General features: G+C 36.0%; 16 protein-coding genes. 9 read left to right on the top strand and 7 right to left on the bottom strand.

Annotation, left to right across the window (positions count from 1 at the left end):
- Positions 1-113 precede the first annotated feature (113 nt).
- From HHL23_RS02385 to aroB, 5 genes are all read right to left on the bottom strand, one after another.
- Positions 114-821 (bottom strand): porin family protein, encoded by a 708-nt coding sequence (locus tag HHL23_RS02385; RefSeq protein WP_169233218.1) that lies wholly within the window; start codon positions 819-821, stop codon positions 114-116.
- A 413-nt stretch (positions 822-1,234) separates the two neighbouring features.
- The gene (locus HHL23_RS02380) at positions 1,235-1,921 is read right to left on the bottom strand and encodes a porin family protein (RefSeq protein WP_169233217.1); all 687 of its coding nucleotides are present in this window, start codon (positions 1,919-1,921) and stop codon (positions 1,235-1,237) included.
- 183 nt (positions 1,922-2,104) lie between these two features.
- Positions 2,105-2,788 carry a porin family protein gene (locus HHL23_RS02375; protein WP_169233216.1) on the bottom strand — a complete coding sequence of 228 codons (684 nt, stop codon included), beginning with the start codon at positions 2,786-2,788 and terminating at the stop codon, positions 2,105-2,107.
- Between the two features lie 319 nt (positions 2,789-3,107).
- The gene (locus HHL23_RS02370) at positions 3,108-3,737 is read right to left on the bottom strand and encodes a porin family protein (protein ID WP_169233215.1); all 630 of its coding nucleotides are present in this window, start codon (positions 3,735-3,737) and stop codon (positions 3,108-3,110) included.
- Positions 3,738-4,237: 500 nt separating this feature from the next.
- Positions 4,238-5,284, bottom strand: coding sequence for a 3-dehydroquinate synthase (aroB, locus tag HHL23_RS02365; protein ID WP_169233214.1), 1,047 nt, complete (start codon positions 5,282-5,284; stop codon positions 4,238-4,240).
- 102 nt (positions 5,285-5,386) lie between these two features.
- Here aroB and HHL23_RS02360 point away from each other — a divergent pair, with 102 nt between their 5' ends.
- Positions 5,387-6,571 (top strand): pseudouridine synthase, encoded by a 1,185-nt coding sequence (locus HHL23_RS02360; RefSeq protein ID WP_228464577.1) that lies wholly within the window; start codon positions 5,387-5,389, stop codon positions 6,569-6,571.
- Between the two features lie 202 nt (positions 6,572-6,773).
- On the opposite strand, the gene pncA is transcribed toward HHL23_RS02360, so the two are convergent.
- The gene (gene pncA / locus HHL23_RS02355) at positions 6,774-7,379 is read right to left on the bottom strand and encodes a bifunctional nicotinamidase/pyrazinamidase (protein WP_169233213.1); all 606 of its coding nucleotides are present in this window, start codon (positions 7,377-7,379) and stop codon (positions 6,774-6,776) included.
- A gap of 129 nt (positions 7,380-7,508) precedes the next feature.
- Here pncA and HHL23_RS02350 point away from each other — a divergent pair, with 129 nt between their 5' ends.
- From HHL23_RS02350 to HHL23_RS02330, 5 genes are all read left to right on the top strand, one after another.
- Positions 7,509-8,651 carry a DEAD/DEAH box helicase gene (locus HHL23_RS02350; protein ID WP_169233212.1) on the top strand — a complete coding sequence of 381 codons (1,143 nt, stop codon included), beginning with the start codon at positions 7,509-7,511 and terminating at the stop codon, positions 8,649-8,651.
- Between the two features lie 219 nt (positions 8,652-8,870).
- Positions 8,871-9,407, top strand: a complete 537-nt coding sequence (locus tag HHL23_RS02345; RefSeq protein WP_169233211.1) for a YfiT family bacillithiol transferase — start codon at positions 8,871-8,873, stop codon at positions 9,405-9,407.
- Positions 9,401-9,862, top strand: coding sequence for a DUF1569 domain-containing protein (locus HHL23_RS02340; RefSeq protein WP_317174661.1), 462 nt, complete (start codon positions 9,401-9,403; stop codon positions 9,860-9,862). Before HHL23_RS02345 ends, HHL23_RS02340 begins: the two co-directional genes overlap by 7 nt.
- Positions 9,859-10,236: a bacillithiol system redox-active protein YtxJ gene (gene ytxJ, locus HHL23_RS02335; RefSeq protein ID WP_169233210.1), complete on the top strand. Its 378-nt coding sequence runs from the start codon at positions 9,859-9,861 to the stop codon at positions 10,234-10,236. The genes HHL23_RS02340 and ytxJ overlap by 4 nt, the downstream gene beginning before the upstream one ends.
- Positions 10,236-10,829: a Crp/Fnr family transcriptional regulator gene (locus tag HHL23_RS02330; protein ID WP_034730236.1), complete on the top strand. Its 594-nt coding sequence runs from the start codon at positions 10,236-10,238 to the stop codon at positions 10,827-10,829. Before ytxJ ends, HHL23_RS02330 begins: the two co-directional genes overlap by 1 nt.
- A gap of 2 nt (positions 10,830-10,831) precedes the next feature.
- Here HHL23_RS02330 and HHL23_RS02325 read toward each other — a convergent pair whose 3' ends face one another.
- The gene (locus HHL23_RS02325) at positions 10,832-12,244 is read right to left on the bottom strand and encodes an aminotransferase-like domain-containing protein (RefSeq protein ID WP_169233209.1); all 1,413 of its coding nucleotides are present in this window, start codon (positions 12,242-12,244) and stop codon (positions 10,832-10,834) included.
- Between the two features lie 93 nt (positions 12,245-12,337).
- Between HHL23_RS02325 and HHL23_RS02320 the strand changes: the two genes are divergently transcribed.
- The 3 genes from HHL23_RS02320 to HHL23_RS02310 all read left to right on the top strand — a co-directional run bounded on the left by HHL23_RS02320 (position 12,338) and on the right by HHL23_RS02310 (position 15,040).
- Positions 12,338-13,222 (top strand): DMT family transporter, encoded by an 885-nt coding sequence (locus HHL23_RS02320; protein ID WP_169233208.1) that lies wholly within the window; start codon positions 12,338-12,340, stop codon positions 13,220-13,222.
- Positions 13,223-13,795: 573 nt separating this feature from the next.
- Positions 13,796-14,410: a Crp/Fnr family transcriptional regulator gene (locus HHL23_RS02315; RefSeq protein ID WP_228464575.1), complete on the top strand. Its 615-nt coding sequence runs from the start codon at positions 13,796-13,798 to the stop codon at positions 14,408-14,410.
- A 327-nt stretch (positions 14,411-14,737) separates the two neighbouring features.
- Entirely contained in the window at positions 14,738-15,040 is a 303-nt protein-coding gene (locus tag HHL23_RS02310) for a hypothetical protein (RefSeq protein WP_169233207.1), read from the top strand.
- The last annotated feature ends 6 nt before the right edge of the window (positions 15,041-15,046 follow it).

The following is a 15,046-nucleotide window of genomic DNA, read 5'->3' as shown; positions in this document are numbered from 1 at the left end:
GTAAGTCTTGTGTCTGAAATCTGACGTCTAAAAATCTTTTTCAAAACGAAAGGCCGGACTTAAAAATTTTAAGTCCGGCCTTTACTATAGGTTAAATAATTGATTGTCTTCTATTAGAATTTGTAATTCAAGCCTAATTGAAACGCTCTGTGGTTCAACGGTTCAGTACCTTCAGGCTTTTGGTTTCTCATATCCGTAAGACTGTTGATGTATCTTGCATTGATTCCTAAGTTTTGAGTAATATCATACCCAAGACCTAAACCAAGACCCAAGTTGAACTTGTTAACGTTGTCTTTATTGATATCCTCAGAGTTGGATACCGACTGAGTGGTTGTAATACCTCCTGTCGTTGTAGAAATTGTGCTGTCTCCGGAGTTTTTACCGTTGATGTAGTAACTGAACTCAGGACCTGCTTCTACATAGAATCTTTCAGTAGGTCTCATTTGTATCATTAAAGGAACTGAAATATAGTTCATGGTAGTCTTGTATTCGCTTTTCGTTTTAACGTTGGTAGCACCCGTTGTTACATCTGTAGATGAGATCACGCTTCTTGCCCCTAACTGGTTATATAAAACCTCCGGTTGTAAGCTGAATTTCTGAGAAAGTGGAATATTAACTAAAACCCCAGCATGGAATCCGATTTTCTGGTTGTCAAGGCTTAATTTCTGCTCACTGAAGTAAGACGAGTTTACCCCTCCTTTAATACCAAATCTGATAGGTTGTTTTTCTTTTTTGATTGGATCCGTGTTTACTGTTTTTGTTTCTTGAGCAAATGTCATCATGCTAGCAGTAACTGCCAATCCTAGAAATAACTTCTTCATAATTTTATTTTTTTTTAATTTTACTATTGTACTTCTTATCCGATTTATCAATCAGACTTGAATTATTTTGCAAAATGCTTGCCAAACTCAAAAAAGTCTTATTTAAAGGGCTTTGGCGGAGGTTTTTGATGTTGTGTTTTTTATACTTTTAAAGTTTTTTTAAGAAAAATTATGTTATGGAAATTCGTTTTTTGAAGATGATTTTAAGTGAAATTGATTTTATGTTGATGATTTAACATAGTGTTAAAATTGAAGAAACAAAATAATAACTATTGAAATTATAGAACCTTTTTAAACCTTCAACCATTTTCAGACGTACCAAAAAAGCAGTTCCGGGAACTTTATTTTGTGTTTAGCTAAAAGAAAAATGCCGGATCCTAAGAATCCGGCACTGATTTGAAAATAATATATCTCTATTTGAATTTATAGGCTAAACCTATTTGAAGTGCATTATTTCTAACGGCATCTCCGGTGTTGAGCTTGTAGACATCTGTAATTCCTGCTGTAAATCTTGCTGTTACGGCAAGATTTTGAGTAAAGTAATAACCAGCTCCCAGTCCTATTCCAAAATTGAATTTATTGAACATATACATGGCAATTTTACCGGAATAACTTTGCGTACTGCTGGTTCCATCCAGATTACTGGTTTGGGTCAACTCATTTTTAGATCTTCCTCCCAGCAGAAATCCAAATTCCGGGCCTGCCTCCACATATAGATCAGGTATTATATTATACTGAAACATCAATGGGATTGATAGGTAGCTTAACGACAAGGTTTCCTTACCATTCATTCTGGCAGAAGGAATATCAAAGAATATAGTGCTCTCTATTTTTGATCCCAGCCCGTTATACATTATTTCCGGCTGAATACTGAACTTATCAGAAACCGGAATATTGGCGAAAACTCCTGCATTAAAACCAATTTTTGCCTTTCGCTCATAATTGAAATAGGCATCTTCATTTCCATCGGTAAGAGAAGAAATATTCATTCCTCCTTTTACACCAAATGTAATGGGAGATGTAGATTTTTGTTCTGTTTTTTCCTGTGCATTAACCACAAAGCTTCCCGCGAATGCTATGCCTAAAATTAGTTTTTTCATGATTTTTAAAGTTTAATAGTATTTCCCACCGTGCAGCAAGACTACCACCAAAGGAAGGGAATTGATAAAAGTGATTTCCTTTGAAAAGGTCAGGTTTAAATAAATAAACCTGACCTTTTTTTATTTCTATCAAAAAGCTGAATTCAATAAAATAATCCGGCTTTCTGTTGAATATAAAATTGATTATTTAAATTTGTAAGCTACACCCACCTGGAAAGCATTATTTCTAATGGTATCAGCACTGTTATACTTATAAATATCTGTAATACCTGCTGTAAACCTAGCTGTTACTCCAAAATTCTGAGTAAAGTAATATCCAGCTCCGATACCGATTCCGAAATTGAATCTCTTGTGTAGATCTTTAACAATTTTATTCGAGAAACTTGTCGTTTGCGTCGTAGTAGTATTTCCGGAAGTTAGAGTTGTGGTAATATCTCCTTTATCCTTTCCTCCTAAAAGAAATCCGAACTCAGGTCCTGCTTCTACATAAAGTTGAGGAAGGATATTATACTGTACCATTACAGGAACAGTAAGATAGTTCAGTGTTTTTTTGTAATCAACTTCTCTTCTGTATTTATCAGAATTAACGTAATATTGTTCTCTTTCTTCAGTTTTTGAACCCAATTGGTTAAAAAGAAGTTCCGGCTGAATGCTGAATTTCTCTGCCACCGGAATATTTACAAATACTCCAGCATTGAAACCTGGCTTCAGTTTCTGATCGTTATCATACTGATCAACTTTGCTAAGAGTAGAAGCGTTGAATCCTGCTTTAACCCCGAAAGTAATAGGTGATGTAGATTTAGTTTTTTCTTGTGCATTCACCAAAAGGCTTCCTGCAAATGCTAATCCTAAAATTAGTTTTTTCATGATTTTTAAGTTTAATAGTACTTCCCACCGTGCAGCAAAATTCCCGCCAAAGGGAGTAAACTGACAAAAGTCATGTTTTAAGGCGAAAAGGTCAGGTTTAAACGAATAAACCTGACCTTTTCTATTGAATCAATTTGTATATGAAGAAACTTGTAGCTGCTAACATTGATAATAAAATCAAGTTTTTCAGCTGATCTTATATACGCAAACTCCTTGCCAAAAATGCTGAATTAACAATTAGATAACAAAAAAACCGGATTAAATAAATAATCCGGTTTTCTATTGAATATAAAATTTGTTATCTGAATGTTGAAGCTTATTATTTGAATTTATAAGCTAATCCTACCTGGAATGTGTTGTTTCTTACAGCATCACCAGAATTATCTTTGAAAATATCAGTTACTCCAGCTACATATCTAGCTGTAATACCTAAGTTAGGAGTAAAGTAATACCCTGCACCAAGACCTACACCAAAGTTGAATGTTTGTAATTGATCTTTGAAATTATCAGAAGTAGTAGAGTTTCCGTTACTTTCGTTTTTGAATTTGTTTTTAGCACTTACTAAAAATCCGAATTCTGGTCCAGCTTCCACATAAAGGTTAGGAATCAAATTGTACTGGAACATTACCGGTACTGCGATATAATCTAGTTTAGTAGATGCAGAAAAGTTAGTGTTACCTACTTTATATTCTGACTTTTCACCATACTGAGAGTATAAAACCTCCGGCTGAACGCTGAATGATTCTGCAATTGGAATGTTAGCAAATACACCTGCGTTGAAACCGATTTTAGATTTTTGATCATCTAAACCTTCATCTTTAGAAAGAGAAGATACGTTCATCCCACCTTTTACACCAAATGTTACCGGGTTAGAAGAAGACGTTGGAGTCTGTTGTGCGAATGCCAGTGAACTTGCAGTTACTGCTAATCCTAAAATTAACTTTTTCATAACTTTAATTTTTTAATATTTACTATTTCTAATTTTAAATTTTACTACCGTCAAACCTTACTACTGAGTTTGACGCAGAGTATCTTTCAAATTGCTTGCCAAAAATGAATAACATGATAAAAGTCAGTAGTGAAATTATTGAAAATAGAAGTGATTTTTATTTCAACAATATGATTGTCAATATTTTATAAATTAAAATAAACGTTTGTTTAGAAATAATATAAATTAAACCCTTTCCAAAAGCAACTTGAATTATATGAGAATGACGTGGAAATAACCTTAAATCATCATACTTTTCATTATAATATATTATAAATAGACTTAAAATAGATATAGTTTGGTTGTTGTGGAGGAGCCTGCTTATTTTTACAACAAAAACGATTAATACTTACAAAGGAAAAGAGCAGATAAGAATTGACTATAATAGATGTCCCGGAACAAATTGACCATATATCAACTTATTCCGGGACAAACTGTATCGTTACTATTTCTAATTTAAGTTATAAATCATTGAGTTTTCTGTAGAACTCCAAAGATTTCAGGATGTTTTCCTGACTGCACTGGTGATCATACGTACATGAACCTATCCCTGAAAGCAGAGAGAAATTGATTTTACTATCCGTATTCTTTTTATCATTAAGTAGAAGAGCTGTAATACTTTCGTCTGTAAAGTCACTTATATCAAGGTAAGGATAGTATCTCTGAAGGTTTTCAATAATAGATGTTGCGTTCTGTTCACTGATAAGGTCTTCAAGATAAGCCAGATGAGCTTCGCAAATCATTCCCATGGCTACGGCTTCACCGTGAAGGATAGGATTTCCCTGACTTAGACAAAGACTTTCTACAGAATGCCCGATTGTATGCCCAAAGTTCAACGTTTTTCTGATATTTCTTTCATGAAAATCTTTCTCCACCACATCCTGCTTGATATCCATAGAAGTCTGGATATGGGGAACTATTGTTTCTACCTCCAGTTTATGAATCTGAATAAGGCTTTCCCAATGTGCCTTGTCAGCGATAAGGCCATGTTTCAGCATTTCTGCAAAACCACTGCGCAATTCTTTAAACGGAAGCGTTTCTAAAAATTTAGGGTAAATAAAGATCTGCTCCGGGAAGGCAAAAGTTCCCACCATATTTTTATAGTTCATTAAATCGATTCCGGTTTTCCCGCCAATAGAGGCGTCACACATCGATAAAAGGGTAGTAGGGATATTGATGAACGAAATTCCTCTCTTATAAGTAGATGAAATAAAACCACCCATATCTGTAATCACACCGCCTCCTAGATTGATGACAAGTGCCTTTCTGTCGGCCTGCATCTCTGTCAGGATCTCCCAAAGCTGGTTGGCCGTCTGGATATTTTTCATTTCTTCACCAGCTTCGATCTCTAAAATTTCAAAGCCTAAGTCTGTTTCCATGTTACCTAAAAGAACCGGAAGACAATATTCATGGGTATTTTCATCAACTAAAATAAAGATCTTACTGAAAGATTTTTCATGCAGGAAGGTGTTTAATTGAGAAAAATCATCGTTTAATATTGTTATCATTATCGGGGGTTTCTTTAAAATTAAAATAAAACTATTGTGCAAAGTTATGATTCTTAATTTCTAACTCGTAACTAAATTACTATCTTTGCAAAAATTTTTAGAATGAGCAGAGATAATAATAATTCAGAAAGACCAAAAAGACCAAGAATTTCAACAAGAAAAAATTCTGATGATTCTCGCGCTTCTAGATCTGGAAATTCTTCAGGATCAAAACCTTTTAAGAAACCTTTTCCTAAAGCTGGCGAAAGAAATTTTGACCCAAAAGGAAACAATTCAAAGTTTGAACAGAAACCTTTCAAAAAAAGTGAAGAAAGTTCTAAGAGCAGAGATGAAGATCCAGGTTCGAAAACTGAGAGTAGAGCATACATCACCAATGCAAATGAAGGACGTGAGAGAAAGACTTTCGGTAAACCGGCTCCAAAAAGAGATGGAAAGAGTTTTGGCACCAGAGACAAGTATGAAAGAGGCAGTTTGAAATATGGAAGAAGACCATCAAGTGCAGATGACAAAAATGAAGATAAGGCAAGGTCTTTTGTACAGAAAAGAAGGTTAAACAAGATTGAAAAAGATGTTCATAAAGATACCATCCGTCTTAATAAGTATATCGCCAACTCAGGAATTTGCAGCAGAAGAGAAGCTGACGAACTGATCACGCAGGGGCTGGTAGAAGTAAATGGAGTGGTAGTGAATGAAATGGGATATCAGGTTCAAAAGACTGACAAAGTAGTTTTTGACGGACAGGGTATTACGCCTGAAAAACCGGTATACGTGCTTTTAAATAAACCGAAAGGGTATATTTCTACCACTAAAGATGACAAAGCGAGAAAAACCGTAATGGATCTGGTAGCCAATGCATCACCGTACCGCCTTTTCCCTGTCGGAAGACTGGACCGTTCTACAACTGGAGTTATTCTTTTAACGAATGACGGACACATGACTAAAAAGCTGACGCATCCTTCTTTTGATGCCAAAAAAATCTATCATGTGACACTGGATAAAAAACTGACCAATGAAGATATGAGACTTATCGTAGAAGGAATTCGTCTTGATGAAGGAATCGCGCTAGTAGATCAGATTTCATTCATTGAAGGTAAACCTAAAAATGAACTTGGAATTGAAATTCACAGTGGATGGAACCGTGTAATCAGAAGAATTTTCCAAAGACTTGGATATGAAGTGGAAACTTTAGACAGAGTGATGTTTGCCGGATTGACAAAGAAGAATATCAAACGTGGACACTGGAGAATCCTTACAGAACTAGAAGTTAATAATCTTAAAATGCTTTAATCATTTAAAGAGAATTATAAGTATTAAAAAAGCGCAGAAATTTTATTTCTGCGCTTTTTTGTTTATTTGTATGAAGCCTTTCTAATTAAAGTAAGCTTATATCGACCCTAATTACCCTTCCATGAAGTGTGGATTTTTGCAAAGCAAAAAGACGGGGTAGTTAAAAAAAGTTATACGTTCTATCCCAATCACTAAAAAAGGCCTATCCCAGAACCGTAATCCCTTTTTGGATTAAATCATAAATAGCATCTCTGCCATTATCAGGCTTCACATTAACGGCTTTGGTTCCGTTGAAATGGAGGCACGTAATATAGCCGTTTGCAATAGCATCCGTACATGTGAATTTTACACAGTAATCCAGGGCAAGTCCTACGATTTCAAGCAACTGGATGTCGTGGTATTTTAAGAAATCATCTAGCCCTGTTTTCATAAAATGATTATTGTCCTGAAAACCACTGTAACTGTCGATTTCCGTATTTTTTCCCTTTTGAATAATATGGGTTACTTTATCTCTGTTCAGATCTTTATGGAATTCTGCTCCGAAAGTTCCCTGAACACAATGATCCGGCCACATAAACTGTGGAACACCGTTCAGAATAATGCTTTCTCCTACTTTTCTGTTATTATTGCTGGCAAAACTTTTGTGATCAGCAGGATGCCAGTCTTGAGTAAGGACGATCTGGTCATATTCATTTTCTTCCATCAGAAGATTGATATAAGGAATCACTTCATTTGCTTCCGGAACTGCCAATGCGCCGCCTTCACAGAAATCATTCTGTACATCTACGATTATTAACGCTTTTTTCATATTAAGATTTCTCGAATTTTGGATAAAAATACTCAAAAAATTGTCCAAAATTGAATTATCGGACAAATCGGCAATATAAAATTTTAAACCAAATATCAATAGCTTATCTTTGCAGTAAATAAGTATTTTATGTCATTTGAGTCGTTAGGATTATCACACAATATTATTCATTCTGTCAACAAATTAGGGTATTTAAAGCCATTCCCAATTCAAGAGCAGGCTATTCCTGTTATTTTGCAAGGGAAAGATTTGATGGGAATTGCCCAGACAGGTTCCGGAAAAACGGCTTGTTTTGTCATGCCTATTTTAGAGAAATTACAGAATGCAGAAGTTAAAAAAGATCGTAATGTTCATGTTTTAATATTGGTTCCTACACGTGAGCTGGCCATTCAGATTGATGGAGTTTTCAAGGCTTTCACAGAAAATCTAAAGCGTGAGATTCGCACAATGGCTGTTTATGGAGGGGTTTCTATCAATCCGCAGATGAAAGGAATGTTTGGGGTCGAAGTTCTTATCGCAACACCGGGCCGTTTATTGGATTTAATTGATCATAATGCGTTGAGTATTTCAGGAATTCAGCATTTAGTAATTGATGAAGCGGATAAAATGTTTCAGTTAGGTTTTGGAGAAGAAATGAATAAACTTTTCGCTCTGATGCCTGTCATCAAACAAACGACTCTGTTTTCGGCTACCTTAAATGATAAAGTTGCTGAAATGAAGGAGCGTTTATCAATTAATCCTACAATAATTGAAATCAAAAAGGATGAAGTTGAAATTGATCATATAGAACAGCTGGCTTATCACGTTTCACCGGAAAATAAAGGTCCTTTTTTACGGTATTTAATTAAAGAAAAGAAAGTTGAAAAAGCCTTAATCTTTGTTTCCTCTACAAGATCTGCCGATAATTTGGTAGAAAAACTCAAAAAAAATAAAATTAAGGCAGTAGCTATTCACAGTCAGAAATCGCAAGGCGCACGTCGAAATAATTTAGAAGAATTTAAAGTAAATGGGGCTCAGATCTTAGTGGCTACAGACTTAATTGGGCGTGGGATTCACATCGAGTCTTTACCTTGCGTCATTAATTATGAATTGCCGCGTTCTCCTTTAGACTATATTCACCGTATTGGTAGAACGGGTCGTGCGAACGAAAAAGGAACGGCTATCAATATTCTAACGGATGATGAACTGCAGCATTTCAGAGTGATTCAAAAGAAAATGGGGAAGAAAGTAACTTTACAGAGAACAGAGGGTATTGATTTGCATGGATATTAATGCATGAATTTAAATAATAAAGGCTTCAATTTTAATAGAATTGAAGCTTTTTTTAGACCTCAATACTTCAATATTTTATAAATTATAATCAATAAATTAATGTTTTTTTCATTTTAAATTCTTTGATTTTTGATAAATTTACATTCACGGCATTTAAAAAATTGTCCAAAAATTAATAACCGGATAAAACTGCGACATTAAAAAAATAAAACGAGTACAATGAGCAACTTAGAACAGAAGAGGTTTCCAATAGGTGAGTACCAACAGCCTGAGAACATCTGCGATATCAAACTTGATGAGTATATTAAAGTCATCAAAAACTTTCCTGAAAAGCTTAAAAACTTAATAGAAGACCTCTCTGATGATCAGTTGGATACCCCTTACAGAGAAGGTGGATGGACGGTACGACAGCTTGTGAATCACATTGCCGACAGCCATATCAACAGTTTTATTCGCCTTAAATTGGCATTAACGGAAGATAATCCTACCATCAGACCTTATGATGAAGCGAAATGGGCAGAACTGCAGGACAGCGTCAATATGCCGATAAAACCAGCCATGAGAATGATCAAGGGTACGCATCAAAGATGGGCAGCTTTGCTTAAAACTCTTACGAATAAACAATTCGAAAGAACCTTTCATCATCCTGAACAAAACCAGAATTACGATCTGAGAAACTATCTTGCCCTTTATGTTTGGCATTGTAATCATCATTTTGCTCACATTGAAAACCTGAAGAAAGAAAAAGGGTGGTAAAAAAGAGTCTGCACAACCCAATTTATTTTGAGGAGATTGTACAGAGAATTTCCCTGCTTGCTGAAAATGCTCCCCGGAAATGGGGACAAATGAACGTTTCTCAGATGTTAAAGCACTGTGAACTTGTTCTTAAGGTAGCTTTGGGGAAGATTGAACTTCCGGAGATCAATATCTTCTTTAAGATGGTAGGGGCAGCAACCAAAATAGAAATGCAGATCTTTAATAACGGAATTCCCCGAAACATGCCTACTTTTCGAAAACTAATCGTTAATTTTGAATGTGATTTTGATGGATCAAAAACCAATCTGCTGAATACACTGAAGGACTTCCGGACCGCATCTGAAAATAAAGAGCTTCCGGACCACCACAGATTATTTGGTATAATGACTGAAAAAGACTGGGGATTTTTAGAATACAAACATCTTGATCATCATTTAAAACAATTTAATGTATGAGTTTTTTTGATAAAATATTCGGAGGAAAAGAAGAAAACCCTGAACGTAAATCTTTCTGGAAAAAAATAGAATCTTCAGAAGATCTGTCCCAGGCAATAGAAGCTTCTTATCACCATAGAATTGCTATTTTCAAACATTCAACACGATGCTTCATCAGCACAACGGTTTTGAAAAACTTTGAAAAAGAAATAGATGGTTTAAATGATAAACCGGATTTGTATTATCTGGATTTGCTGGAGCACAGACTGATCTCAAATAAGATCGCTGACGATCTTGGCATCAGACATGAAAGCCCGCAGTTAATCATTATAGAAGATGGAAAAGTGGTCGGCAGCTCTTCACATGAAGATATATCCGTTAGACAGATTGTATAATGAAGAATATCAACACGTATTTAGCTAAAGTACTCAATGTTCCTATAGAAAAGGTGAACATGTGCAGCTTACACTATGAAGTAAAGAAAATACCTAAAAATCAGTTTCTTTTACAGTATGGTGAAATATGCAGGCATATATTCTTTGTGGAAAAAGGATTGCTGAAGATGTATTCCATTGACAAGAACGGGAAAGAACACATCATACAGTTCGCTCCCGAAAGCTGGCTGATTTCTGACCGAAGCAGTCTTTATTTTAACGAAAAATCCATTTACTATATAGAAGCAGTGGAAGATACAGAAGTGCTGTTTCTTCATCCTGACTTCTTTAACAAGCTGGTAGAACAGTTCCCCAACAGCATTGAAAGAAGTGATTTCTTGCTGCAAAAGCATATCCGAAGTCTTCAAAACAGGATCAACTCCCTGCTCGGCGAAACCGCAGAAGAGAGATACATGAAGTTTATCAAAATGTATCCGGACCTTCTCCTGAGAGTTCCGCAATGGATGATCGCTTCCTACCTTGGAATCACTCCTGAAAGTCTAAGCCGCGTAAGAAAGGAACTGGCAAGAAAAAACTTCGTTCCGGATAAATAATATCAGATTTTCTTCGCAAGATTTCCGACCTGTTGCAGGCATAATTGGGTTTCTTCCGTCCAGGGAAGACCAATGCAAAGACGCATGCAGTTTTCAAACTGATCCTGCAGGGTAAACATCCTGCCGGGAGCAATACTGATGTTCTGTTTAATCGCCAGATCATACAGTTCAGTGGTGCGGATCTTTTTGTCAAATTCTACCCATAGTGAAAGTCCTCCCTGTGGGCGGCTTGTTTTGGTGCCTTCAGGAAAATAGTCTGCAATCGTCTGTACATAATTCTGATAATTATTCTGAAGAGCCCTTCTCATCTGGTGAAGGTGCTTTTCATATCTGCCGGATTTTAGAAAGTTAGCCACAGCCTCGTTTACAATGGAAATTGATGAAGTTGAATGGAGCAGTTTCAGCTTCATAATTTTGTTTTTGTATTTTCCGGGGGCAATCCATCCTACGCGATATCCCGGAGCCAGCGTCTTTGAAATAGAGCTGCAGTACAATACATTTCCGTCTTTATCAAAAGATTTACAACATTTCGGACGGCTGGAACCAAAATAGAGATCACCATACACATCATCTTCTATTAAAGGAATGTTATGTTCAGAGAGAAACCTTACGATCTCCTTTTTATTTTCGTCCGGCATGCAGCTTCCCAAAGGAGAATTGAAATTTGGAATCAATAAACACAGATTGATCTGTGGAATCACTTTTCGCAACGCTTCAATTTCAATACCTGTCGTGGGGTGTGTAGGAAGCTCCAGTACATTTAAACCCAAACCGTTGGCCAGTTGAAGGATTCCAGGATAGCAAGGGCTTTCAATGGCTATCGTATCACCCGGTTTTCCTAAAGCCATAAGACAGAATGACAGGGCATTCATCCCGCCATTGGTGGTGACGAGATCATTTTCATTAAGATTTCCGCCCCATTGAAGAGAGCGTACCGCAATCATTCTCCGTAGTTTTAGATTTCCCTGAAGCTCCTCATATTCCGTTCCGCCATCTTTTAATTCACGGGTAGCATTGATGATTTCTTTCTTTAACTTGGCTTGTGGAAGAAGGTCTCCTGAAGGAATTCCTATAGAGAAAAAAGTGATTCCTTTTTTACCCATATTCTCATAAACGCGGCTTATCAGTTCATCCGGTTCATCATTATTGGCGATCAAAGATGGGCGGCTCACTTCTGGAAGAGGGAGCTTTACAGACATCAGCCTGCTGACAAAATAACCTGACTGCGGCTTGGATTCTATTAAAGACTGTGATTCCAGTTCCAGAAATACACGCTTGGCTGTATTCATGCTCACATGGTGCTCCTGGCACATCATTCTTACGGAAGGAAGCCTGTCTCCTGCCTTCAGAACTCCGTTTCTGATCTGTGAAGCGATTCCGTCTGCAATTTCTGTATAAATAAATTCTTTGCTCATTGTTTCTAACTGTGCTCATGCAAATATACAAAACTGGGACTGTGTTTATTCATTTTGGCTTTCTAATTTTGACTCATTAAAAAAAATATAAAAATGATGATTGATAAAATATCAAAAGACGAAAGTGTAAGCGGATGGATCAACGGCTTTATAGGCGTATTGCTGTTTAGTGGATCAATGCCGGCCACCAAATTAGCAGTGATGGAAATGAGCCCTATTTTTGTAACCATTGCCCGTGCCGGTATTGCAGGAATCCTGGCACTTTCTGTTTTACTGATCTATAAAGAAAAACGTCCTGAAAAAAAGCAAATATTCCCATTATTGCTGGTTTCAATTGGTTGTGTCGTTGGTTTTCCGCTTCTTTCTGCATTGGCGCTTCAATATCTGACTTCGGCCCATTCTATTGTGTTTTTGGGAATGCTTCCATTGGCAACAGCAGTCTTTGGAGTTCTCCGTGGAGGGGAGAGGCCCCATCCTATATTTTGGTTTTTTTCTATTATAGGAAGTCTTTTAGTCATTGGATATGCAGTTTCTCAGGGGATTTCTGCTTCACCTGTCGGCGATATTCTGATGTTACTTGCCGTGATCTTATGTGGAATGGGGTATGCTGAAGGGGCGAAACTGTCAAAAACATTAGGCGGCTGGCAGGTTATTTCCTGGGCTCTAGTATTGGCATTACCGGTTATGATTCCTTTGTTTTTTATATACTTCCCAGACCATATCGAGACTGTTAGTTTTCAGGGTTGGTTTGGAATGGCTTATATTTCTCTTTTCAGTATGTTCATTGGATTTATATTTTGGTATAAAGGTTTGGCTCAGGGGGGCATTGCGACTGTCGGGCAGCTACAGCTTTTGCAGCCTTTCTTCGGACTAGGGCTTGCGGCCTACTTCCTTCATGAACAGGTAAGTATCGGAATGTTGGGAGTTACTGTAGGCGTCATCTTATGCGTTGCCGGAACCAAGAAGTTTGCAAAATAATCAAAAATAATCATTATGATTCTAATCATAAAATAACGTTTAGTCATTAGATTATCTTTGGAATGAAGATCAAAGTATAATGATGAAGGTTATCATTTTGCTTATTAAAATTAAAAAATAATTTTACAGATATATACTTTGAAAACCCGTTTTTTCATTAAAGCGGGTTTTAATATCCCTAAGCTACCCATGAGAACTGAATCATCGTGTGGTAGGTTTAAATTTGCGAATACGTTAAATTATAGGTCATTTTTATGTTTAATATTTATTTGAAATTTTAATTATATTGTGTTATGGTAATTATTTTAACTTTATTTAACAATTTTTATAATCAACAAGGTTCGGTATTTGCATATGCTAAGACAGAATTAGGTTCCCAATGAAAATTGTCCGGAGAAAGCTGTTAGAAAACGCAAAACAATTATAGCGATCAACGGAAATATCTTGCATTGAATGAACCATGAAACAGAAAGATAAAATGATTCAGATTAAAGATTGAAAAATTTTATATTAAAAGCGGTTTCAGTAATAAATTTCACTATTTTTTATTGAACATATTTTAAAGAGATACTTATGAAAACAATAAGCTGCATGAATATTGACGATGAGCTGTTATATTCATCCGGAGGAGACATCAGACAATATAACAAAGGGGATCTCGTATACAGGGAAGGGGACCATACACTCTATTATTTCCAGATCAGAGAAGGAAAAGTGAAACTCAATAATTATGATGATGAAGGAAAAGAATTTATACATAATATTTTTGGTGGAAAACAAAGTTTTGGGGATTCAATGCTTTTTTTAGATAAATTTTATCCAACCAATGCAGTTTGTATAGAAGCATCAGAAATTATCAGAGTGCCAAGGGACCGGTTTCTGGAATTAATAAAAAAACATCCTCATCTGTCTTTGGAAATGAATGCTTGTCTGTCTCAAAGGCTTTATTTTAAAGCTGTTATGCTTCATAGTATGGCGTCCCTGAATCCCGTTTCAAGGCTCAAAGGGCTTTTGGACTACCTTAAAAGCTATCACGACGGCAGCTGTGGAAGTTGCTTTCAAATAGAGCTCACAAGACAGCAGATTGCCAATCTGGTGGGGCTTCGTGTAGAAACTGTTATCAGAACATTGAAAAAAATGGAAAAGGAAGGAAATATCACAATAGAAAACAGAAAAATTGTCTATTGATATCAGCTTTAATATGATTCAGGTCATAAAAGGGTGAATTATTCTAGCGTATATTTGAAAAATAAAGTTTCAATACATTTCTTAAGACCTTAGTAAAAGGCAGCAGGGGAGCTTTCAGCTTTCAGGATTAGATGATCAGGTTTTAACCATTGCAGGGTTGCAATACACTACTCCATATTCCTACATGAAAAATGATGTTGAGAATACTGGAGGCTTCGGTAACCACAATTGTGAGATATTGATATTGAAATGAAAAAATCATTTCCTGCCGAATAAGATCTAAAATATATTCTGCTGGATATATATAAACCATAATTATTCAGCTATATGGACTGTCATAAAATAGTAAAAAACCTGAAGTATAAAGACTTCATAAAAGTATCCTATCAGGGAAACTGGTTTGATGCTGGCGCTGCTATTTATGCCAAAGAAATAAAGGCCAATATCTTTTTATTGTTTGTCATATTAAAAGACATCAAAATAGAGAATATTCAGGCGCTGATCGCTCATTTTGACAGCTTCAGCAGTATTGGATTGAAAGAGCCGGAACAAATTATGTTTTATCTCTCAATCAAAGACAAGGACGATCTGCATTATTTTGAGAAATATTTAAAAATTTCTGATAACTAATAACCA

This window comes from Chryseobacterium antibioticum, from assembly GCF_012927325.1.
Taxonomy (GTDB): domain Bacteria; phylum Bacteroidota; class Bacteroidia; order Flavobacteriales; family Weeksellaceae; genus Chryseobacterium; species Chryseobacterium antibioticum.
The sequence above is the reverse complement of the archived record's forward strand: the minus strand, read 5'-3'. Positions and strand labels throughout refer to the sequence as shown.

Excerpts from the sequence above, each read along its gene's own strand:
- HHL23_RS02315 (WP_228464575.1), top strand. The coding sequence starts at position 13,796 with ATGAAAACAATAAGCTGCATGAATATTGACGATGAGCTGTTATATTCA.
- HHL23_RS02380 (WP_169233217.1), bottom strand. The coding sequence starts at position 1,921 with ATGAAAAAACTAATTTTAGGCATAGCATTCGCGGGAAGCTTTGTGGTT.
- HHL23_RS02360 (WP_228464577.1), top strand. The coding sequence starts at position 5,387 with ATGAGCAGAGATAATAATAATTCAGAAAGACCAAAAAGACCAAGAATT.
- HHL23_RS02330 (WP_034730236.1), top strand. The coding sequence starts at position 10,236 with ATGAAGAATATCAACACGTATTTAGCTAAAGTACTCAATGTTCCTATA.
- HHL23_RS02375 (WP_169233216.1), bottom strand. The coding sequence starts at position 2,788 with ATGAAAAAACTAATTTTAGGATTAGCATTTGCAGGAAGCCTTTTGGTG.
- HHL23_RS02350 (WP_169233212.1), top strand. The coding sequence starts at position 7,509 with ATGTCATTTGAGTCGTTAGGATTATCACACAATATTATTCATTCTGTC.
- HHL23_RS02325 (WP_169233209.1), bottom strand. The coding sequence starts at position 12,244 with ATGAGCAAAGAATTTATTTATACAGAAATTGCAGACGGAATCGCTTCA.
- HHL23_RS02370 (WP_169233215.1), bottom strand. The coding sequence starts at position 3,737 with ATGAAAAAGTTAATTTTAGGATTAGCAGTAACTGCAAGTTCACTGGCA.
- HHL23_RS02345 (WP_169233211.1), top strand. The coding sequence starts at position 8,871 with ATGAGCAACTTAGAACAGAAGAGGTTTCCAATAGGTGAGTACCAACAG.
- HHL23_RS02310 (WP_169233207.1), top strand. The coding sequence starts at position 14,738 with ATGGACTGTCATAAAATAGTAAAAAACCTGAAGTATAAAGACTTCATA.
- HHL23_RS02320 (WP_169233208.1), top strand. The coding sequence starts at position 12,338 with ATGATGATTGATAAAATATCAAAAGACGAAAGTGTAAGCGGATGGATC.
- pncA (WP_169233213.1), bottom strand. The coding sequence starts at position 7,379 with ATGAAAAAAGCGTTAATAATCGTAGATGTACAGAATGATTTCTGTGAA.
- HHL23_RS02385 (WP_169233218.1), bottom strand. The coding sequence starts at position 821 with ATGAAGAAGTTATTTCTAGGATTGGCAGTTACTGCTAGCATGATGACA.
- ytxJ (WP_169233210.1), top strand. The coding sequence starts at position 9,859 with ATGAGTTTTTTTGATAAAATATTCGGAGGAAAAGAAGAAAACCCTGAA.
- aroB (WP_169233214.1), bottom strand. The coding sequence starts at position 5,284 with ATGATAACAATATTAAACGATGATTTTTCTCAATTAAACACCTTCCTG.